General features: G+C 73.1%; 18 protein-coding genes. 10 read left to right on the top strand and 8 right to left on the bottom strand.

The window, feature by feature from the left end:
* Positions 1–60: 60 nt before the first annotated feature.
* Entirely contained in the window at positions 61–1122 is a 1062-nt protein-coding gene (locus ACIQTO_RS20005) for a LacI family DNA-binding transcriptional regulator (protein ID WP_402389518.1), read from the bottom strand.
* A 635-nt stretch (positions 1123–1757) separates the two neighbouring features.
* On the opposite strand from ACIQTO_RS20005, the gene ACIQTO_RS20000 reads away from it, so the two are divergent.
* From ACIQTO_RS20000 to ACIQTO_RS19985, 4 genes are all read left to right on the top strand, one after another.
* Positions 1758–3086 carry an ABC transporter substrate-binding protein gene (locus ACIQTO_RS20000; RefSeq protein ID WP_402389515.1) on the top strand — a complete coding sequence of 443 codons (1329 nt, stop codon included), beginning with the start codon at positions 1758–1760 and terminating at the stop codon, positions 3084–3086.
* Positions 3087–3169: 83 nt separating this feature from the next.
* Positions 3170–4171 carry a carbohydrate ABC transporter permease gene (locus tag ACIQTO_RS19995; RefSeq protein WP_402389512.1) on the top strand — a complete coding sequence of 334 codons (1002 nt, stop codon included), beginning with the start codon at positions 3170–3172 and terminating at the stop codon, positions 4169–4171.
* 1 nt (position 4172) lies between these two features.
* Positions 4173–5138 (top strand): carbohydrate ABC transporter permease, encoded by a 966-nt coding sequence (locus ACIQTO_RS19990; protein WP_402389510.1) that lies wholly within the window; start codon positions 4173–4175, stop codon positions 5136–5138.
* Positions 5139–5182: 44 nt separating this feature from the next.
* Entirely contained in the window at positions 5183–6721 is a 1539-nt protein-coding gene (locus ACIQTO_RS19985; protein ID WP_402389507.1) for a GH1 family beta-glucosidase, read from the top strand.
* A 69-nt stretch (positions 6722–6790) separates the two neighbouring features.
* On the opposite strand, the gene ACIQTO_RS19980 is transcribed toward ACIQTO_RS19985, so the two are convergent.
* The 6 genes from ACIQTO_RS19980 to ACIQTO_RS19955 form a co-directional block, all read right to left on the bottom strand.
* On the bottom strand, positions 6791–8269 hold the full coding sequence (locus ACIQTO_RS19980; RefSeq protein WP_402389504.1) for a pyridoxal-phosphate dependent enzyme: 1479 nt from the start codon (positions 8267–8269) through the stop codon (positions 6791–6793).
* 185 nt (positions 8270–8454) lie between these two features.
* Positions 8455–8691 carry a hypothetical protein gene (locus ACIQTO_RS19975; protein WP_402389501.1) on the bottom strand — a complete coding sequence of 79 codons (237 nt, stop codon included), beginning with the start codon at positions 8689–8691 and terminating at the stop codon, positions 8455–8457.
* A gap of 187 nt (positions 8692–8878) precedes the next feature.
* Positions 8879–10141, bottom strand: coding sequence for a sugar ABC transporter permease (locus ACIQTO_RS19970; protein ID WP_402389499.1), 1263 nt, complete (start codon positions 10139–10141; stop codon positions 8879–8881).
* A complete protein-coding gene (locus tag ACIQTO_RS19965) occupies positions 10138–10926 on the bottom strand; it encodes an ATP-binding cassette domain-containing protein (protein ID WP_402389496.1) in 789 nt (262 codons plus the stop codon). Before ACIQTO_RS19965 ends, ACIQTO_RS19970 begins: the two co-directional genes overlap by 4 nt.
* A 109-nt stretch (positions 10927–11035) precedes the next feature.
* Positions 11036–12130 carry a sugar ABC transporter substrate-binding protein gene (locus ACIQTO_RS19960; RefSeq protein WP_402389494.1) on the bottom strand — a complete coding sequence of 365 codons (1095 nt, stop codon included), beginning with the start codon at positions 12128–12130 and terminating at the stop codon, positions 11036–11038.
* A 779-nt stretch (positions 12131–12909) separates the two neighbouring features.
* The gene (locus tag ACIQTO_RS19955; RefSeq protein ID WP_402389491.1) at positions 12910–13311 is read right to left on the bottom strand and encodes a hypothetical protein; all 402 of its coding nucleotides are present in this window, start codon (positions 13309–13311) and stop codon (positions 12910–12912) included.
* A 375-nt stretch (positions 13312–13686) separates the two neighbouring features.
* Between ACIQTO_RS19955 and ACIQTO_RS19950 the strand changes: the two genes are divergently transcribed.
* Positions 13687–15339, top strand: a complete 1653-nt coding sequence (locus ACIQTO_RS19950; protein WP_402389489.1) for a cytochrome bc complex cytochrome b subunit — start codon at positions 13687–13689, stop codon at positions 15337–15339.
* A gap of 155 nt (positions 15340–15494) precedes the next feature.
* Here ACIQTO_RS19950 and ACIQTO_RS19945 read toward each other — a convergent pair whose 3' ends face one another.
* The gene (locus ACIQTO_RS19945; protein WP_402389488.1) at positions 15495–15899 is read right to left on the bottom strand and encodes a hypothetical protein; all 405 of its coding nucleotides are present in this window, start codon (positions 15897–15899) and stop codon (positions 15495–15497) included.
* Between the two features lie 408 nt (positions 15900–16307).
* On the opposite strand from ACIQTO_RS19945, the gene ACIQTO_RS19940 reads away from it, so the two are divergent.
* The 5 genes from ACIQTO_RS19940 (at position 16308) to ACIQTO_RS19920 (ending at position 20656) form a co-directional block, all read left to right on the top strand.
* Complete coding sequence (locus tag ACIQTO_RS19940; protein ID WP_402389485.1) at positions 16308–16727, top strand: hypothetical protein; 420 nt, start codon at positions 16308–16310, stop codon at positions 16725–16727.
* Positions 16724–17809, top strand: coding sequence for a polyprenyl synthetase family protein (locus tag ACIQTO_RS19935; protein ID WP_402389482.1), 1086 nt, complete (start codon positions 16724–16726; stop codon positions 17807–17809). The genes ACIQTO_RS19940 and ACIQTO_RS19935 overlap by 4 nt, the downstream gene beginning before the upstream one ends.
* 167 nt (positions 17810–17976) lie before the next feature.
* The gene (locus ACIQTO_RS19930; RefSeq protein WP_402389479.1) at positions 17977–18645 is read left to right on the top strand and encodes a cupin domain-containing protein; all 669 of its coding nucleotides are present in this window, start codon (positions 17977–17979) and stop codon (positions 18643–18645) included.
* Entirely contained in the window at positions 18642–19766 is a 1125-nt protein-coding gene (locus tag ACIQTO_RS19925; protein ID WP_402389477.1) for a hypothetical protein, read from the top strand. Before ACIQTO_RS19930 ends, ACIQTO_RS19925 begins: the two co-directional genes overlap by 4 nt.
* Positions 19763–20656 carry a hypothetical protein gene (locus tag ACIQTO_RS19920; protein ID WP_402389474.1) on the top strand — a complete coding sequence of 298 codons (894 nt, stop codon included), beginning with the start codon at positions 19763–19765 and terminating at the stop codon, positions 20654–20656. Before ACIQTO_RS19925 ends, ACIQTO_RS19920 begins: the two co-directional genes overlap by 4 nt.
* The last annotated feature ends 1 nt before the right edge of the window (position 20657 follow it).

Raw genomic sequence — 20657 nt, 5'->3', positions numbered from 1 at the left:
CGGCACCGACGGCTGCGTTCAACGCTCATCCCACACAGTGACTCTGACGCCAGTTCAGCATCAGGCGGAGTCGCGTACCACCAGCTCCGTCGCCAGCACCACCTGTCGGCTGCCCCGGTGCCGGCCGGCGATCTCCTCCAGAAGGAGCCGGGCCATCGTCCGCCCCATCTCCTCGATGGGCTGACGGACACTGGTCATCGGCGGCTCGGTGTGCCGGGCCACGATCGAGTCGTCGAAGCCGATCACCGCGACCTGGTCCGGCACCCGCCGACCGGCGGCACGGAGCACCTGCATGGCCCCGGCGGCCATCACGTCCGAGGCGCAGAACACCGCGTCCAGGTCGGGCCGTCGCTCCAACAGGGCCCGCATCGCCTGCCGCCCGCCCTCCTCGGTGAAGTCGGCCGGCCCGACGAGGTCCTCCTCGTAGGTGTAGCCGGCCTCCTCCAGGGCGCGCCGGTAGCCGTCCAGCCTCGCCAGCGCCACCTCCATGTCCGGCGGGCCGGTGATGGTGGCGATCCGGGCGCAGCCGCGCCGCAGCAGATGCCGAACGGCCATCCGCGCGCCACCCGCGTTGTCGGCGTGCACATAGCTGAGGACCTCGTGGTCGTTGCGCCGGCCGGCCAGTACGGAGGGGATCTCCAGGCTTTCCAGCAGACCGGGCAGCGGGTCGTCCCGGTGCACCGCGACGAGCAGCACGCCGTCGACCCGCTGGGCTGCCAGGTAGGCGGCCAGCCGGTCCCGCTCGCGCTGGTTGCGGACCAGGATCAGCAGCAACTGCATGTCGGTCTCGCTGAGTTCGGCCGCGACGCCGCTGATGATGTCGGAGAAGTAGGGCTCGGAGAAGAGCCTGGTCTCGGCCTCCGGGACGACCAGGGCGACGGCGTCGGTCCGGGAGGTGACCAGGGCGCGCGCCGCCCGGTTCGGCACATAGCCGAGTTCGGCGATCGCCGCCTGGACGGCCTCACGGGCTTTGTCGCTCACCCGGGGCGAGCCGTTGACCACCCGGGAGACCGTGCCCCGGCCCACGCCCGCGAGGGCGGCCACCTCCTCCAGGGTCGGCCGTGCCGAGCCCCGCGGGCCACCGCCCGACGCGCCGGCCGTCCCGCTCGCCGTCTGTCCCATCGTCCACCTCTCCAAGACCTCGCCGCCCGGGACCGCCGCGCAGGGCGGGCACCCCGGGGACCATCCTCCTCCACCGCGACAACCGCGACACGACGCGGGTGCGAGGGGCGGAAGACCGCCCCGGCGGGCCATCGGCCGCAGGACACGTTCCCGCAACGGATGGCGCGATCCGCCTTGACACTCGGCCCGATCACCCAGCAACCTTCCTCTAGTGCTTGGGAGCGCTCCCACGGAGGTGCGTTCACCCTAGCGGCCCGCCGCGACCGGGGCCAGGGACCGGGCCTCCGACCCTCGCCGGAGACCCGAACGGTCCACCGGAGGGTCCGGCAACCCATCAGTGACTGATCGTCAAGTACCTGACAGCGCAGTCGAAACAGGCATCGGGGCCCGCGCCGGGCCGGCACCGAAGAACCCCGGCCAGCCCCACAGCCAGACGCCCCACAGCCCGATCCCCCAGGGCGCAGGACCCGAGCTTCAGCAGGACCCGAGCCCGGCGAACCAGAGCCCCGAAGCTCCGGCCACAGCACTTAGCCACCGAGCCCCCAACGCACCAAGCCACCAAGGCACCAAGGCACCAAGGCCCACAACACCGAAGCCCACAGCACCGACCACGTAAAGGCACCGAGGAGAACCCCATGCGTCCCACCACCCGCGCACGCCACCGGGCCGTCCCCGTCACCACCGCCCTGGCCCTCTCCGCCCTCCTGCTCACCGCCTGCGCCGGCGGCTCGGGCGCCGATCCGGCCGCCGGACCGTCCGCCGCGGGCGGCGGCAAGACCACGCTCTCCGTGGGCGACTTCGGCACCTTCGGCTACCGCGAGGCCGGCCTCTACGACGAGTACATGGCCGCCCACCCGGAGATCACCATCCGGTACGAGACCGTCCAGGACGGCCAGAAGTACTGGGACGCCCTGGCTACCCATCTGGCCTCCGGCAGCGGCCTCAACGACATCCAGGCCGTCGAGGTCGGCTACATCGCCCAGGCCACCGGCACGCTCGGCGACAAGTTCACGGACCTCTCCAAGGTGGAGGGCGTGCGGGCCGACGCCTGGCTGCCGTGGAAGGCCAAGCAGGCCACCACCGCCAAGGGCGCCCTGATCGGTCTGGGGACGGACATCGGCCCGATGGCCGTCTGCTACCGCAAGGACCTCTTCGAGCAGGCCGGCCTGCCCACCGACCGCGAGGCCGTCGGCAAGCTGTGGAACGGGGACTGGACGAAGTTCGTCGATGCCGGGAAGCAGTACCAGGCGAAGGCCCCGGCCGGCACCTTCTTCACCGACTCGGCGAGCGGCCTGTTCAACGCGGCCCTCTCCGCGGAGGCCCAGCAGTACTCGGACGCCTCCGGCAAGCTCGTCTACCGGGACAGTCCCGGCGTGAAGAAGGCCTGGACGACCGCCGTGGACGCGTCGCATGCCGGAATCAGCGCCGGGCTGCGGCAGTTCCAGGACGACTGGAACACCGCCTTCACCAACGCCAAGTTCGCCACCGTGGTCTGCCCCTCCTGGATGACCGGCATCATCAGCAAGTACTCCGGTGAATCCGGCCGCGGCAAGTGGGACATCGCGCAGGCCCCGGTGGCCTCCAACTGGGGCGGCGCCTTCCTGACCGTGCCCAAGGCCGGCAAGCACCAGAGGGAGGCGGCCGCCCTGGCCGCCTGGCTGACCGCGCCCGAGCAGCAGGCCAAGGTCTTCGCGAAGGTCGGCAACCTGCCCTCGACCACCGCGGCGCTCGCCCAACCCGCCGTCCAGAACGCCACCTTGGACTACTTCGGCACCACGCCGACCGGCCGGATCTTCGCCGCCACCGCGCAGAACATCGCGACGGCGCCGATCGGCGAACACGACGGCACGGTCAAGACCGCCATCACGGACAACGGGATCCTCGACATCGAGCAGCACGGCACCGACCCGGCCAAGGCCTGGGCCAACGTCACCAAGCTGATCGACGACAAGGTCAACGGCTGAGCGCCACCCCGTCCGGCCGTCCCGGCTCCGGACCCGTCGAGGGTCCGGACCGGCCCGGTCAGTCACTCCCGGAAGGACTCCCCGTGGCCACCACCCACCGGCCCGCGACCGACAGCGGCCCGCCCCCGCCGGCACCCGCGGGCCGCCGCGACGCCGCACCGCCCCGCCCGGCCTGGCGCTCACGCCTGCACCACCTCGACCTCAAGGCCTCCCCCTACGCGTACATCGCGCCCTTCTTCCTCTGCTTCGCGGCCTTCGGCCTGTTCCCCCTGCTGTGGACCGGCTGGCTCTCCCTGCACCGGGTCGACCTGCTCGACCCGGGCGTGATGGAGTGGCGCGGGCTGGGCAACTACACCCGGCTCTGGGGAACGGAGCAGTTCCGCACCGCCCTGCTCAACACCTTCACCATCGGGGTGCTCTCCACCGTGCCGCAGCTGCTGATGGCGCTCGGTCTGGCGCATCTGCTCAACTACCGCCTGCGCGGCCGGGGCTTCCTGCGGGTGGCGGTCCTGGCGCCGTACGCCACCTCGATCGCGGCGGCGACCCTGGTGTTCGTCCAACTGTTCAACCCCGACTACGGGTTGGTGAACTGGCTGCTCTCCCTGGTGGGCGTCGGCCGGACGGACTGGTACGCCGACACCTGGCCCGCGCAGATCGCCGTCTCCACCATCGTCACCTGGCGCTGGACGGGCTACAACACGCTGATCTACCTGGCCGCGATGCAGGCCGTCCCGAAGGACCTCTACGAGGCCGCCAACCTGGACGGCGCCTCCCGCCGCCAGCAGTTCACCCGGATCACCGTGCCGTCGATCCGCCCCACCATCCTGTTCACCGTGATCGTCTCGACCATCGGGGCCACTCAACTCTTCGGCGAGCCGCTGCTGTTCGGCGGCGGCGTCGGGGTCAGCGGCGGCTCGGCCCACCAGTTCCAGACGCTCGGTCTCTACATGTACGAACTCGGCTGGCCGAGCCGCCAGTTGGGCCGGGCGGCCGCGGTCGCCTGGACGATGCTGCTGATCCTGTTGCTGATCGGCGCCGTACAACTGCTGATCGCCCGCCGCAACCGTGCCAAGCAGGGGAGCTGACATGACCGTCACCCTCGACCCCACGCCGGCGGCGCGGCCGTCCCGTTCTGCCGGGCAGCCGTCCCCTCCTGCCGGGCAGCCGTCCAGCAGCCTCGCCGGGGCGTTCCGGGCCGCCCGGCGCCGGCTGCTCCCCGGCGCCGGGGAGCAGGACAAGGCCGGGCCGCTGACCTACGCGGTGCTGATCGCCGCCGCCGTGCTCTCGCTGTTCCCGCTGTACTGGACCTTCGTCGCCGCCTCCTCCACGGGGGAGCGGGTGGCCCAGGCACCGCCGCCGCTCCTGCCCGGCGGATCGCTGTGGTCCAACATCGCCACCGCCTGGGAGCAGGCCGACCTCGGCCGGGCGCTGCTCAACTCCACGGTCGTGGCGGGCTGCGTCGCGCTGAGCACCGTCGCGTTCTCCACCCTGGCCGGCTTCGCCTTCGCCAAGCTGGCGTTCCGCGGCCGGGGCGCGTTGCTGACCCTCGTCGTCGCCACCATGACCATTCCCCCGCAGCTCAGTGTCATCCCGCTGTACCGGATCATCACCGAGCTGGGCTGGGGCAACCAGTTGAAGGCCGTCGTGCTGCCGTCCCTGGTGGCCGCCTTCGGGGTGTTCTTCATGCGGCAGTACCTCGCCGAGGCGCTGCCGGTGGAGCTGATCGAGGCGGCCCGGGTGGACGGCGCCCACAGCCTGCGGATCGTCTGGCACGTCGTGCTGCCAGTGGCCCGGCCCGCGATGGCGGTCCTGGGGATGCTCGTCTTCGTGCAGTCCTGGAACGACTTCTTCTGGCCGTTCGTGGTGCTGACCCAGCGGAACCCGACCGTCCAGGTCGCCCTGTCCGCCATCGGCGGCGGCAGCGCCTACGAGGTCAACCAGGCCGTCATCATGACCGGCGCCCTGATCGGCACGCTGCCGCTGTTGCTGCTCTTCGCCGTCCTGGGCCGGCACATCGTCGGGGGCATCACCGCCGGCGCCGTCAAGAGTTGAGCCGCCCCGCCCACCCCACCCCCACCTCCCGGGAGCATCACGCCATGACCTCCACCGTGCCGCCCGCCCGCACCGCGACCAGCCCCTCCGCCGCCCGCACCCCCTCCGCCGCCCGCACCGCGACTACCGCCCGCACCGCGTCCGCAACGGCACCGACCGCCCGCGCCACCGCCGAATCCCCCTCGCCCGCCCACGCCTTCCCGCCCGCCTTCCGCTGGGGCGCCGCCACCGCCGCCTACCAGGTCGAGGGCGCCGTCCGCGAGGGCGGCCGGACGGCGTCGATCTGGGACACCTTCAGCCACACGCCCGGCCGGACCGCCGGCGGCCAGACCGGCGATCTGGCGGTCGACCACTTCCACCGGTTCCGCGAGGACGTCCGGCTGATGGCCCGGCTCGGCCTCACCTCCTACCGGTTCTCGCTCTCCTGGCCCCGCGTCCAGCCCACCGGCCGCGGCCCCGCCCTCGAAAGCGGCCTGGACTTCTACCGCGCCCTGGCCGACGAGCTCCGGGAACACGGCATCCGGCCGGTCGCCACGCTCTACCACTGGGACCTCCCGCAGCACCTGGAGGACGCCGGCGGCTGGCCCGCGCGCGACAACGCCGAACGCTTCGCCGAGTACGCCTCACTCGCGGCGCGGGCCCTGGGCGACCGGATCGACACCTGGGTCACCCTCAACGAGCCCTGGTGCAGCGCCTTCCTGGGCTACGGCTCCGGTGTGCACGCGCCCGGCCGCACCGACCCCGCCGACGCGCTCCGGGCCGCCCATCACCTCAACCTCGCCCACGGTCTCGCCGTCGGCGCCCTGCGTGCCGCGCTCCCGTCCGCCGCCGAGATCGCCGTCTCCCTCAACCTGCACGCCGTCCGCTCCCTCAGCGGCCACCCCGACGACCTGGCGGCGGCCCGCCGGATCGACGCGGTGGGCAACCGGATCTTCACCGGCCCGCTGTTCACCGGCGCCTACCCGGCGGACCTGCTCGCCGACACCGCCCACCTGGTCGACTGGGAGGCCCTGGTGCGCGACGGCGACCTCGCCGAGATCTCCCGCCCGATCGACCTGCTCGGGCTGAACTACTACACACCCACGGTCGTGTCCGCCACCCGGGACACCGAGGGGGCGACCCGCCACGACGGTCACGGCGAGAGCCGGCACTCCCCCTGGCCGGGCGCCGACGGCGTCGCCTTCCACCGCGCGCCCGGCGAACTCACCGCCATGGGGTGGCCGATCGATCCGACGGGCCTCACCGATCTGCTGACCTCACTGCACCGGGAGCACGGGCTGCCGCTGCTCGTCACCGAGAACGGCGCCGCCTTCGAGGACGTGGTCGGCCCCGACGGCAGCGTCGACGATCCCGAGCGGATCGCCTACCTCAGCGCCCACCTCGCCGCCGTCCACCACGCGATCGAGGCCGGTGCCGACGTCCGCGGCTACTACCTCTGGTCGCTGCTCGACAACTTCGAGTGGGCCTACGGGTACGCCAAGCGCTTCGGCGCCGTCCACGTGGACTACGACACGCTCGCCCGCACCCCGAAGGCCAGCGCCCACTGGTACGCCGAGGTGATCCGCCGGGGCGGCATCGACTGAGCACCGGACGGGCCCGGCCGGTGCGCAAGCCGGCCACCGCCGGCCCGGTTCACGCCCCGCCGGCCCGCTTCACGCCCCCCGGCCCACCGATCCGGCCCAGGACCCGAGGGCACTCCGGTGCACCAGGGCGACGGCCCGGCCGTCGGCCAGCACCAGTGCGGCGTCCTGGCCGGGCCCGAGCGCCTCCCGGGCCTCCGAGAGCGGCTGACCGACCCCGACCGTCGGCAGCGCGGGGCCCAGCACCGAGGTGACCGGGCCGTCCGGGGCGGCCCGGCCCTCGGCGACCGCACGCTCGACGGCGGCCGCGGAGAGGGAGCCGAGCACCTCCGTGGCGCTGATGCCGTACGGCCGGGCCGGGCGGGCCAGCACGACGGGCGCGATGCCGCCGGGCACCGCGCGCAGCACGGCCAGGGCCTCGGCCAGCGAGGCGTCCGAGGCCACCGTGACCGGCCCGCCGGGCCGACCCGCACCGGGCCCGGTACCGACACCGGCCACTGCCCCGGCGTGGAATCCCGCGGCGTCGAGCACGGCCCGGACGGTGGGTTCGGTGTCCTCGGCGCCGCGCGGCTCCTCCAGGAACCCCCACCGACGCAGCCAGTCGTCGCTGTACAGCTTGGAGAGGTAGGACCGGCCGGAGTCCGGCAGCAGCACCACCACGAGGTCCTCCGGCCCGAGCCGGCGCGCCACCCGGAGCGCGGCCGCCACCGCCGTGCCCGAGGACGGGCCGGCCAGCAGTCCCTCCTCCCGGGCCAGCCGCCGGGCGGTCAGCAGCGACTCCCGGTCCGGGATCCGCTCGAACCGGTCGACGGCCTCACGGTGGTAGGACTCCGGCCAGCGGTCCTCGGCCGTGTCCGGGTGGAGGAAGTGGCCGATGCTCTCAACGAAGTACGGGCTGCCGTCGCCCCCGGCGTAGCTGGAGGACTCCGGGTCCGCGCCGATCACCGTGACGCCGCCGCCGGAGGCCTTCTTGAGGAAGGCGCCGGTGCCGCTGATCGTGCCGCCGGTCCCGACCCCCGCCACGAAGTGGGTCACCCGGCCCCCGGTCTGCTCCCAGACCTCGGGCCCGGTGGTCCGCACATGCGCGTCGGGGTTGGCAGGATTGTCGTACTGGTTGGCCAGCCAGGCGCCGGGGATCTCCTCGGCGAGCCGCCGCACCACGTTGAACAGGTGGTCCGGGTCCTCCGCGGGCACCGCGGTCGGGGCGAGCACCACCTCCGCGCCGTAGGCCCGCAGGATGTCCGACTTCTCCGCGGCGGACCGGTCGGAGACGCAGGCGATCACCCGGTAGCCGCGCTGTCGCCCGACGATGGTGAGGCCGATCCCGGTGTTGCCGGAGGTCGCCTCGATGATCGTCCCGCCGGGGCGCAGCAGGCCGTCCCGCTCGGCCGCCAGCACCATGGACAGCGCGGCCCGGTCCTTCACGCTCCCGCCGATGTTCAGGAACTCCGCCTTGGCGTAGACGGGGGCGGCGAGGCCGGCACCGAGCCGGGCCAGCCGGAACAGCGGTGTCCCGCCGATCGCGTCGACCACCGATTCGTGGACCGTCATGCGACTCCTTGTCCCGTTACCCCGCCCCGCGCGACCGTCGCCGTGGCGGCCGCCACGAACGCTGCGGTCATGGCGAACGCTGGGGTCGTGACGAACGCTGCGGCCGTCGCGGCCGCCGGGAGGAAAGGCTTCCACCGGACGCTCGCCCGCCGCAAGAGGACCCGCTGGCGCCCCGGTGGGCCGGGTCACGCCTCCTGGGTGTCCAGCCAGTGCAGCAGGACGGCGCGCTCGGCGACGGTTCCGGTGGGGTTCCCGGGGTCCAGCGCCCAGTGCCGGATCCGCCGGACGGTCTCCAGGTCGAGGTCGAGGTAGAGCCGCCAGTGCGCGCGGGGGTGGTAGTCGGGGTCGTGCGGGTCGTCACAGCGGTGGCAGTGGGTGAAGAAGGCGTCCACCATCCGGTGCGCGATCAGCTCGTCGGACATGGAAGCCGCGTTCCCTCGCTCGATGCGTGACGCCGGCCTCCACGGGCCGGCGCTTCCCCTCCAGGGTGCGTGGCGGCCTGCCCCGGACGGGAGGGACGAACGTCCCGCGGACCACCCCGGACACGCCGAAGGCCCGGTACCCGTGGGGGTGGGTACCGGGCCGGTTCCGGGGCCAGGGGGGTGGCGGTCAGCCGCGGCCCGAGGACCGCTGGGTGCGGCGGGAGACCGAGTCCAGGACGACGGCGGCCAGCAGCACGGCGCCGGTGATCATGTACTGGATCGCCTGGGCGGCGTGCACCATGTCCAGGCCCGTGGTGATGGACTGGATGACCAGGATGCCGAGCAGGGCCGACCAGGTCTTGCCGCGTCCGCCGAAGAGGCTGGTGCCGCCGATGACGGCGGCCGCGATGGCGCTCATCAGCACGTTGCCGCCGCCCAGCGTCTTGTCCGCCGAGCCCTGCTGGGAGGCGATGAACAGACCGCCGAGACCGGCCAGGCCGGCCGAGATCATGAAGACCGAGATCCGGACCCGGGCGACGTTGATGCCCGCCCGGCGGGCGGCCTCGATGCCACCGCCGACCGCGAAGATCTGCCGGCCGTAGGAGGTGCGGCGCAGCACGAAGTCGGTCAGCACGACGACGCCCAGCAGGATCACCAGCGGCAGCGGCAGGCCGCTGTCCTGGTTGAGGGTGTAGGCACCGGCCAGGGCGAGCACCGCGAGGGCGCCGGTGCGCAGCGCTATCTCGCCGGTGGTGCGGGCGGGCAGGCCGGCGGCGGTGCGGCGGCGGGCGTCCAGGAGCTGGCCACCGAGGAACAGGACGATCGCGAGGACGGCGGCCAGCCAGGCGAAGGCGATGTCGCCGTCGCCGAGGAAGTAGTTGTCCAGGTTGGCGACGACCCCGTCGTTGATGTTGTTGACGGTGCCGAGCTTGCCGAGCACGTAGTCCTGCAGACCGCTCCAGGCGAGCATGCCGGCCAGGGTGACGACGAAGGCCGGCACGCCGATCCTGGCGAAGAAGAAGCCGTGCAGCGCGCCCATGGCCACCGCGGCGGCGATGGCGAGCAGGATCGCCAGCCCCTCGTTGAGCCCCTGGCGCACCGCCAGGACGGAGGTGATGGCCGAGCAGACGCCCGCGATGGAGCCCAGCGAGAGGTCGATCTCGCCGAGCAGCAGGACGAAGACCACACCGACCGCGATCAGGCCCGGTCCGGCGATCCACTTGGTGATGTTGGTCAGGTTGTCGGCCTGGAGGAAGTGGCCGGTGACGCTCTGGAAGATGACGGCGATGAGGACCAGGCCGATGACGACGGGCAGCGAGCCGAGGTCGCCGCTCTTGATCCTGCGGCGGAACTCCTCCAGGTAGCCGGCGACGCCGCCCTGGCGGACCAGCAGGCGCGGGTCCACCGCCGGTGCCGGGGCGTTGGTGGGGGTGGTCTGGCTGGTGCTCACTTCGCTTCCTCCGCGATACGTGCCTGGCGCCGGGTGACGGCGTTGTCGGTGGCGCCGGTGATGGCGGAGATGATCTCCTCGGGCGAGGTGCCGGCGACCGGGAAGACCCCGTTGTTGCGGCCCAGGCGCAGGACGGCCACGGTGTCGGCCACCGCCCGGACGTCCGCCATGTTGTGGCTGATCAGGATCACGCCGAGGCCGCGCCGGCGCAGCCGCTCGACCAGGTCGAGGACCTGGGCGGTCTGCTCGACGCCGAGCGCCGCGGTCGGCTCGTCGAGGATCACGACCTTCGGGTCGCCGACCAGGGCGCGGGCGATCGCCACGACCTGGCGCTGGCCCCCGGAGAGGGCGGCGATCGGGATCCGCACGCTGGGGATCCGGATCGAGAGGGTGTCCAGCAGCTCCTTGGCGCGCCGTTCCATGGCGACCTCGTCCAGCGTGCCGAAGCGGCGCAGCTCGCGGCCCAGGAAGAGGTTGGCGACGACGTCGAGGTTGTCGCAGAGCGCGAGGTCCTGGTAGACGGTGGCGACGCCGAGTGCCTGGGCGTCCTGGGGGCGGGTGACGCGCACCGCGCGCCCCTCCCAGGTGATTTCACCCTCGTCGATCGGGTGAACTCCTGCGATCGTCTTCACCAGGGTGGACTTGCCGGCGCCGTTGTCGCCGACCAGCGCGACGACTTCGCCGGCATGGACGTCGAGGTCGACATCGGTGAGCGCCTGGACAGCGCCGAAGCGCTTGGAGACCGCGCGCAGCGCCAGTACGGGTGCGCCTGTCACGTGAACCATCTCCTGCGGGGTAGTGCGTGGGGTGGGGTGGGGTTCCGGCGCGGGCAGGAGGGCCGGCGCTCCCCGGGTGGGTCGGGGAGCGCCGTGGCCGTCGTGCCCGGCGGGCGCGCTACTTGACGCCGGCGGCGGTGCAGGCGGCGGCGAAGTCCGCGGTGCAGATGTCGGCGGCCTTGTAGAGGCCGTCGGCGATGACGGTGTCGTTGATGTTGGTCTTGGTGACGACCTTGGGCTCCAGCAGCTTGGCCGGGATGCCCTTGTCGGTGTCGCTGTCCACCGTGGTCGGCGCCGCGGCCTTGAGGTCCTTGCCCTGCAGGAGGTTCACGGCGAGCTCGGCGGCGCTGTCGGCGAGCGGCTTGTAGGCCTTGTAGATGGTGTACGCCTGGTCACCGGCGACGATCCGCTGGACGGCGTCGAGACCGGCGTCCTGGCCGCCGACCGGCACGGAGACGCCCGCGGCCTTCAGCTGGGTGATGATGGCGCCCGCCATGCCGTCGTTGGCGGAGTAGACGGCCTGGAAGCCGTCCTTGCCCAGCTGGGTGATGGCGGCACCGGTCTTCTGGCCGGCGACGGTGGGCTTCCACTCGCCGGACTGCTCGTAGACCACCTTCTTGACCTTGCCGTCGAGCACCTTGTGCGCGCCGGACTTGAACTTGGCCGCGTTCGGGTCGGCCTCGTCGCCGTTGATCATGACGATGTTGGCGTCGGCGGCCTTGGCGCCGAGCGCGTCCAGCAGCGCCTGGCCCTGCAACTCGCCGACCTTCTCGTTGTCGAAGGAGACGTAGGCCGAGACCGGGCCGGTGGCGAGCCGGTCGTAGGCGATGACCTTGACGCCCTTGTCCGCCGCCTCCTTCACCCAGGACTGGGTGGACTTGGCGTCGAAGGCGTCCAGGATGATCACCTTCACGCCCTGGGCGATCAGGGTGTCGAACTGCTGCTTCTGCTTGGCGGCGCTGCCCTCGGCGTTGCTGTACTGCACCTTGCAGTCCGGGCAGAGCGCGGTGACCTTGGCCTCGATGAACGGCCGGTCGAAGGACTCGTAGCGGGTGGAGGAGGCGTTCTCCGGGAGCAGCAGGCCGATGGACTTGCTGTCCCCGGAGCTCGCGCTGTCCTTCTTGTCACTGCCGGCCTTGCCGCAGGCGGCCAGCGAAAGGGCCATCGAGACCGCGGCGGTGCCAATGACGACGCGACGCACAGTTGCGTTCATGTGGGGAGTGCCTCCGTGACGGTGCCGCAGCGCTGCGGCGGGGTGGGAGGAGTTAATCCGGCTTCGGCATATGACGTCAATAAGTAAATCCAAGCCCTCACGAATCAGATCTGTTCGTTATCTTCATGAACGCCAACTCGTCATTGACGCTTGGAGGAACCTCCGAGTATCAATCTGGCAGGACATGACAGAACGGACAAATGACTACGGCCTGATGGCTTTCACCTGGTGCGAACCTCAGAAGTGGCCAGAGAACCCAGCCAGCCACTCGTCCACCCCTTGACCGCTGCACTCTTGACAAGAACAGAGCAAAGTGCCCTGTGTGTTCAAGAGTTAGATCAACAGGGGCGGAAGACTGCGGATCTGACGCCCAGTCGGCGGCAACCGGGAGCGGCGACCGGGCCCGGAACCGCCCGGGCGCGGTGCCGGACAGGCGGTGGAAGGCGCCGCGAGCGCGCACGGGGTGCTGTCACCGGCCCGCCGACCCCTTGGCGACGGCCGGGCCGGGCGCCCCGGAGAGGCCCCCTATCCCCGGCCGTCCCCCGCCGGCCGGGCCGGGCCCCCCTCGGCCGGCTCCGGACGTCCGGTCGGCAGGTCACGCACGGCGGTCAGCACGCGGACCTCGCCGCCCGGACGGCGAGGTCCGCGACGGCGAGGTCCGCAGCGAGAAGGTCCGCGACGAGAAAGGCGGCGATGAGAGAGGCGGCGGCGAGAAAGGCGGCGATGAGAAGGTGCGCGACGGCGGGGTCCGCGACGCGGCGGCGGTCAGCCCTCAGCCCTCAGCCCCACCACTGCTCCGGAACGGCGGCCGCCCCCGGCGGGCCGTCCGGCCGCGCCGCCTCCTCCCCCGCCCCCGGCCCGGCCGTCACCAGCAGCTCGCCGGCCCCGGCCTCGGCCACCCGGTAGCCGGACTCCCGGAGCACCACGGCGACCGCTCCGGTCATCGCCGAACGGATGCCCTCGGCCGGCGGGGACCCGGCACCCTCCCCCCGGTCCGTGCCCTCGGCCGCGCCGGGCTCCGCGTCCCGGCCGGCGTCCTGGTCCGCGCCCGGTGACCAGCCGACCACCACACCCTGGGGCCGGTGGCCGATCCGCAGGCCCGAGGGGCCCCGCTCGGTGTCGAACCCGGCACGGGCCAGGGCCGCTGTCACGTCCTCGAAGAGTTCCCGGTGATCCACCATTGGCGCAGCGTAGGCCGGGGACCGCGCCCTCCCCACGTACGGCGCGCGCCGAAACGGTTCACCGCCCCGGCAACAGCACCCGAGCGCACCATTCCCGGCCCTCCGACGGCCGGTCAGCGGCCCGGTCACCCCCGGACGCGCCGACACGAGCGGCCGTCCGGGCCGATGGACGTGCACAGTCGGCCCCCTGCCGACAGCATGACAGAGTAAGCGCTCCATCACTTTGAGCAACGGGGCCAGCGGGTCGGCGGATCCGCGCGCCGGCGACCCCGGCGGCCCCGTATCGAGAGGTCCCATGATCACATCACTCCGCCGGCCGGCAGCTCCGCAGGCGGGCTCCCCGGACGGTACGCAGCGGACGCCGGGGAGCCCGTCGTGAGAGCCGACCAGCAGTCGCGCCCGGGACCGGTCACCAGCACACGCTCGGCACCCGCGAACAAGGCCGAGGCCCTCGCCGACTGGGCCGACGGCCGGCTGGGCATCTACGCCCTGTCCAAGTCCAACCTGCGCAAGATCTTCCCGGACCACTGGTCCTTCATGCTGGGCGAGATCTGCCTGTACACCTTCGTCATCATCATCCTGACCGGCGTCTGGCTGACCTTCTTCTTCCAGCCGTCGATGGCCGAGGTGACCTACGAGGGCTCGTACATCCCGCTCCGGGGCATCCTGATGTCCGAGGCGTACGCGTCGACGGTCGACATCAGCTTCGACATCCGGGGCGGCCTGCTGATCCGGCAGATCCACCACTGGGCGGCGATCGTGTTCGTCGCCGCGATGCTGGTGCACATGATGCGCGTCTTCTTCACCGGCGCGTTCCGCAAGCCGCGCGAGATCAACTGGATCTTCGGCGCGCTGCTGCTGTTCCTCGGCATGTTCGACGGCTTCATGGGCTACTCGCTGCCCGACGACCTGCTCTCCGGCACCGGCATCCGGTTCATGGAGGGCGCGGTGCTGGCCGTCCCGCTGGTCGGCACGTACCTGCAGTTCTTCATCTTCGGCGGCCAGTTCCCGGGCTTCGTGATCGTGCCCCGGCTGTTCACCGTGCACATCCTGCTGATCCCGGGGATCATGCTGGGCCTGCTGGTGGCCCACCTGATCCTGGTCTTCTACCACAAGCACACCCAGTTCTCCGGGCCCGGCCGGAAGGAGGAGAACGTCGTCGGCATGCCGCTGATGCCGGTCTACATGGCCAAGGCGGGCGGCTTCTTCTTCCTGGTGTTCGGCATCATCAGCGCGATGGCGGCGATCGCCACCGTCAACCCGATCTGGGCCTACGGCCCGTACCGGCCGGACCAGGTCTCCACCGACGCCCAGCCGGACTGGTACATGGGCTTCTCCGAGGGCCTGATCCGAATCATGCCCGGCTGGGAGATCGGCCTCTGGGGCCACACCCTCAACATGGGTGTCTTCGTGCCACTGATGATCTTCCCCATGGTCCTGGTCGCCATCTGGTCCTACCCGTTCCTGGAGGCCTGGGTCACCGGTGACAGACGCGAGCACCACATCGCGGACCGCCCGCGCAACGCGCCCGTGCGGACGGGCTTCGGCGCCGCCTGGATCAGCCTCTACGTGATCCTGCTGATCGGTGGCGGCAACGACCTGATCGCCACCCACTTCCACCTGTCGATCAACGCCATCACCAACGCGGTGCGGATCGGCTTCTTCGTCGTCCCGGTGGTGGTCTTCGTGATCACCAAGCGGTGGTGCCTGGGCCTCCAGCGGCGCGACAAGGAGAAGGTGCTGCACGGCCGCGAGACCGGCGTCATCAAGCGGCTGCAGCACGGCGAGTTCATCGAGGTGCACGCGCCGCTCCCGCAGGGCCGGCTGTACACGCTCACCTCGCACGAGCAGCCGCAGCCGATGGAACTGCCGACCGAGGTGGACGAGAACGGGGTGGCCCGCCGGGCCGGCCTGCTCACCCGCACCCGGGCGAAGTTCTCGCGCGGCTTCTTCGGCCGGGGCAGCCAGATCGCCAAGCCGACCGCCGAGGAGCACGAGGAGATCACCAGCGGCCACGGCCACCACTGACCTCCGGCACCCCGTACGACCGGGCCCGCCACGCCGTCCAGCGCGTGGCGGGCCCGTCCCGTGCGCTCACCCCGGGCGGGCGCAGGGTCCGGGCACCCCGGACGGCCCGGGAGCGCGGTCGGATCAGGCCCGGGCGCGCGGCCGGGGCGGTCGGATCAGGCCCGCAGCGCGGCCGGCACCGCCGCGAGCAGGGCGGCGGCGAGCGCCACCGAGACACAGAGGGCCGCCCAGCGCGCGCAGATCCGCCGGCACTCGCTGCGGTAGCGGGCCGCCAACTGGCGGCACCGCTCCACCGCCCGGTCGACGACGTCCTCGGCATAGCGCAACCGGTCCGCCGCGTAGGCCCGTTCGAGGTCCTCCCGTTCGCCGGGCGACAGCCAGGGGAACCGGCCCGCGAAGGCCTGCGCGTCCCGCTCGGCCGCCGCCACCTCGGCCTCCCAGGCCAGATAGCCCTCCAGCCGGGCGATCTCCACCCGGGCGTCCACCCGTGGCCGCGCCGGCCCGGCACCCTTGCCCGGCCGAGGGCTCCGCCCTCTCGGCGGGCGCTGTCTGCCACCCATGACCGCTCCTTGTCCAGCACCCGGGCACCGCGGCGAGCAGCACTGCGGCAGCGGCGCGCACCTGTCGATTCGGCCGGCCGACCGCTCCGCCGGGGACGAGACCCGGAAGCCGATCGCGCCGCAACCACGCAACTACTATCAGTGACCTCCCGTGGCCAGCGGGACGACTCGCCGGTCCCGACCGGACGGCGGGGCGCCCGACCGGCGGCCCGCGCCGGGCCGATCGGCACGGCGCCCCCCATGAAGAGAGGCGCGACCCGAGGCATGCGGACCAGGTAGCGCGCACCCCGGGAACGAGCGACACGCTCCGCACATGAACGTGTACCATCAGCGATCACGGCGGCGCTCTGCCCGGCCGCCGGCCCGGCCTGCCCCGGCCCGCCCGGGGCGCGAACCAGGAGGTCAGCCATGCCCGACGCCGGTCGGTTCAGCGAGTTGGGCGAGCAGGGCTCGCGGGCGGTCATGGAGGCGGCCGCGGTGCTGGAGCGCGAGCTGTCCCTCGGGCTGGCGGACGCCAAGGCGGCCGGCGACCGGCTGACCGGTGAACACCGCGTCGACCAGGAGGAGTTCGACCAACTGGTGCGCCGGGTGTCGGAGAACACCCATCAGTTGATCGACGCCGTCAGCACCCGACTGCTCGGCAGCACCACCGGCGACGCGGCCGAGCAGACCCAGCGGCTCGCCACCAACGCGCACGACGTCCTCGACCTGCTGCTCAACCTCAGCTCGCTGGCGCCCGCGTTCGCCAACCGGTCGATGGAGGGCACCTTCGGGCCCCGGCAGAGCCCGGCCGAGCACCCCGGCGAGGCGGAAGGCCGGCACGGGTGACGGCCGCCGCCAGGCCGCTCGCCGACCCCACCCCCCTGGTCGAGCGGCTCCTGACCCGGCACCGCGAGCGCACGGTCGCGGAGCTGCTGCGCCACATCCCCGAACAGAGCCCGCCGTACCTGTACGAGCTGGCGGCCGACTACCCGGCCCGGCCGTGCAAGGGGCTGCGGGCCGCGCTCTGCCTGGCCACCTGCGCCGCGTTCGGCGGTGACCCCGAGCGGGCGCTGAACCCCGCCGTCACGGTCGAGCTGTTCCACAACGGCTTCCTGATCCACGACGACATCCAGGACGGCAGCGAGCTGCGCCGGGGCGCGCCGACGCTCTCCGCCGAGCACGGCGTCGAGGTCGCGCTGAACGTCGGGAACGCGACCAACCTGCTCGGCCTCCGGCGGCTCATGGCCAACCGGCGCGAGCTGGGCGGCGAACTGGCCTGGCGGCTGTTCGAGGAGACCGAGCTGATGTACCGCCAGTCGTTGGAGGGGCAGGCCCTGGAGATCGCCTGGATCCGCGACAACACCTGCGACCTGGTGCCCGCCGACTACTACCGGATGTGCCTCAAGAAGACGTCCTGGTACACCTTCCTCTACCCGTGCCGCAGCGGCCTGCTGGTGGCCGAGGGCGCGAGCGCCGACGCCGCCCGGCTGGACCGGTTCGGCTGGTACCTGGGTGCGGCGTTCCAGATCCAGGACGACGTGCTCAACATCGTCGGTACCGAGGCGGAGTACGGCAAGGAGATCGCCGGGGACCTCTGGGAGGGCAAGCGCACCCTGCTGCTGATCCACCTGCTGGAACGCTGCGCCCCGGCCGAACGCACCCGCGTCGTGGAGTACCTCAGCCGCACCCGGGCGCAGCGCGGGCCCGACGCGGCGCAGGAGGTGGGCTGGCTGCTCGACCGGATGACGGCGTACGACTGCGTGGAGAGTGCCCGGCAGGCGGCGGCCGGGCTGGTGGACGCCGCCGAGCGGGAGATCACGGCGGTACTGGCGGCGGCTCCGGACCTCGTCGAGCCGTCCGGGGAGGCCGCCGAGGCGCGGGAGTTCCTGCTGGCCCTGCCCGACTTCACGGTGGCCCGCGGCCGCTGACCCGGCCGCCCGACCCCGTGGCGGCCACGCCCGTTGCCCCGCCGTTCACTTCGCCTCCCTAGGATCCGCGAGCCGGTTCCCCGGCCGGGGAACCGGCCGCGCGAGGATCGGCGTCACCGGGGACGACACCGCGTCCGTGCGGTGCGAACCTGGGGGTGGGGTGGCGGATGTCCATACGATCCGGGCTGCTCGGACTGGAGCGGCTCGCCCGGTCGCTGCCGGCCGGAGTGGACCTGTACCAGCTGCGGCCGGACGGCCGCGTCCTGATCGCCGACCGGGACGGCGCCCGGGAGTTGGGACCGGACCGCGCGCACGGGGCGGCCGGCGAGGAGCTGCTGCGCTTCATCGACGAGGGGCAGTTCGCCCACTACCTGGTGGGTGACGCCAAGACCTCGCCCGAGCGGCCGTCCAACGCCACCTACAAACTCGGCATCGTCGCCCCGCACAGCGCGTTCACCCCGCACGCCCACGGCGGCGAGCACCTGGTGCTGAGCCTCGGCCACGCCGCCTGCGGGCTGTACGACGCCGAGCGCCGCCGGGTGGTGGACGTCCCGCTGACGCCCGGGCTGCTGATCCGCATCCCCGAACTGATGCCGCACTCGTTCGCCAACCGGGGCTCCGGGCCGCTCAACATCCTCGCCGCCAACACCGGGTTCGGCATCGACCACGAGGACTACGCGATCACCGCGGCCGAGGCCGAACGCCGCGAGGACGGTCAACTGGCCGCCGCGCTCCGGGAGGTGGAGCGGAGCCGGCGCCCGGGTACGGTCGGTCCCAGGGAGCGGCTGGCCGCCCGGCTGCGCCGTTTCGCCGCGACGCTGGAGACCCCGCGATGATCTGCCCGCACTGTGAGAAGAACCTGCTGCAGCGGAACCGCTCCCGGCACACGTGCGGCTACTGCCGCAAGCCGTTCGCCCTGGACCCGAAGGTGGAGGGAGCCGGGCTGCACGACCTCCGGATCCGCCGGCTCACCACCAAGCTGACCGGCGCGGGCGAACTGGTCTGCACCGTCGACCAGTTGCACTACGCGGCCGAGCGTCGCGGGCGGCCCGACCCGGCCTTCCGGGGGAGCCGGGGCAGCGCGGGCTGCCTGGGCGTGCTCGGGGCCGGCGCGCTGATCGGCGCCCTGGCCCTGCACGGCACCGCGATCGCGCTGCTCGCGCTGGCCGGGGCCGCTCTGCTCGGGTTCGCCGTACGGCAGGTGGTGCTCTCCGACCAGCCGGCGCCGCCCCGGGAGCACGGCACGCGCTGGAGCGCCGGTGCCTTCCACGACGCCGTGGTGCCGCGTTGGAAGGAGGTGTACACCGACCTGCCCGCCGGGCTGGTCGAGGACGCCCTGGTCCACCCCGGACCGCCGGTGGCCGACCCGGCGTTCGTCCTGCTCTGCCCGGACCGCACCGTCACGGCCTTCCTGCACGCCAACCGCTACCCTCGGCGCCACCGCGCGCTGCTCGCCGCCGACCTGCGCGCCGTCCCCGGCGGCCTGCCCGTGGTCGTCCTGCACGACGCCTCGCCGCAGGGCTGCCTGCTGGTCGCCGACGTCCGGGCCCGGTACCCCGGCCGCCGGGTGCTCGACGCCGGGCTGCCGGCCCGCGCGGTGCTGGCCGCCGAGGCGAAGTCCGTCGTGCTGCGCGACCCGTTCCGCGCCCCCGAGTTGCAGCTCCGGCTGGAGCGGGACGCCACCTGGCTGACCCCGACCGAACTGGCGTGGTACGCCGAGGGCTGGTGGAGCCCGGTGGCCGCGGTGACGCCGAAGCGGCTGATGGCGATCGCCGTCCGGGCCGCCGAGCACGTCGTGGAGCCGGCCACCCGCGTCCCGCCACAGAACTCGCCGGTGCCGGGGGTGACGCGGGCCCGTCCGGAGGATCCGGCCGAGACCCGCCGCCGGGCCCTCGCCGTCGGCTTCCTGACCTGGCCCGAGACAACCTCCGGGCCACACCGAAAGGGCACCGCATGACCCTCCCGCCGTCACCCCGGCCCCCGCGCCGCCGGCCGCTGCGCCTGCTCCTGGACGGCGCCCTGACCGTCGCCGCCGACCGGGCGGGCGCGCCCGGCGGCCTGCGGTACACCGAGCGCCAGCTGTACTACGAGCTGTGCCGCGTCCTCCAGCCGCTGCACTCCGGACCGCGCCGGATCCCGTACACGCTGGCACCGCCGGTGCGCTACGCCCGGTTCGCCGAGGCGGTGGCGCAGCGCCGCGCCGAACTGCCGGGCCTGCTGCCGCCCTTGGCGCCGGTCGCGCCGGTCGCGGCGGTGGCGCGGGAGCCGCGGGCCGGCGCCGAGAGCGACCTGTACGACTACGGGCTGCCCCGGCTGCTGGTCTGCCAGAGCCGGGAGATCACCGCGATGCTGATCGCCAACGATCTGCACCTGGAGGCCGCCTGCCCGGTCGTCGCCGCCGCCGAGCTGCCGCTCGACCCACGGCTGGTCGCCGCCCTGGCGCGGGCCGGGGGCGCGGTGGTGCACGTGCTGCACGACGCCAGCCCGGCCGGGCTCGCCTGCTTCGAGCGGGTCCGCGACGCCTTGCGCGGGGCGGGCGGGCCGGGCGGCGCCGTCCGGGTCCGGTCGATGGGGCTGGTCCCCCGGCACGCCGTCACCCTGCACCTGACCGCCGGCCGCGGCCCGCGGCCGTACCGGGGGCCGCTGCCCGCCGGGCTGCGGCCCGAGGAGCGTGCCTGGCTCGGCAGCGGCCGGACCATCGAACTGGCCGCCGTCGGCCCCGCCCGGCTGCTGCACACCGTGATCCGCCAGCTCCGGGGCGGCGCCGCCGGACCCCGGCGGGCGCCCGTCCACCGCCGGGTCCGCGCCGCGCGCTCCACCGGCTTCCTGACCTGGCCCACCGCCTGAC

The sequence above is a fragment of the Kitasatospora sp. NPDC091207 genome (genome assembly GCF_044768625.1).
Lineage (GTDB): Bacteria > Actinomycetota > Actinomycetes > Streptomycetales > Streptomycetaceae > Kitasatospora.
The sequence above is the reverse complement of the archived record's forward strand: the minus strand, read 5'-3'. Positions and strand labels throughout refer to the sequence as shown.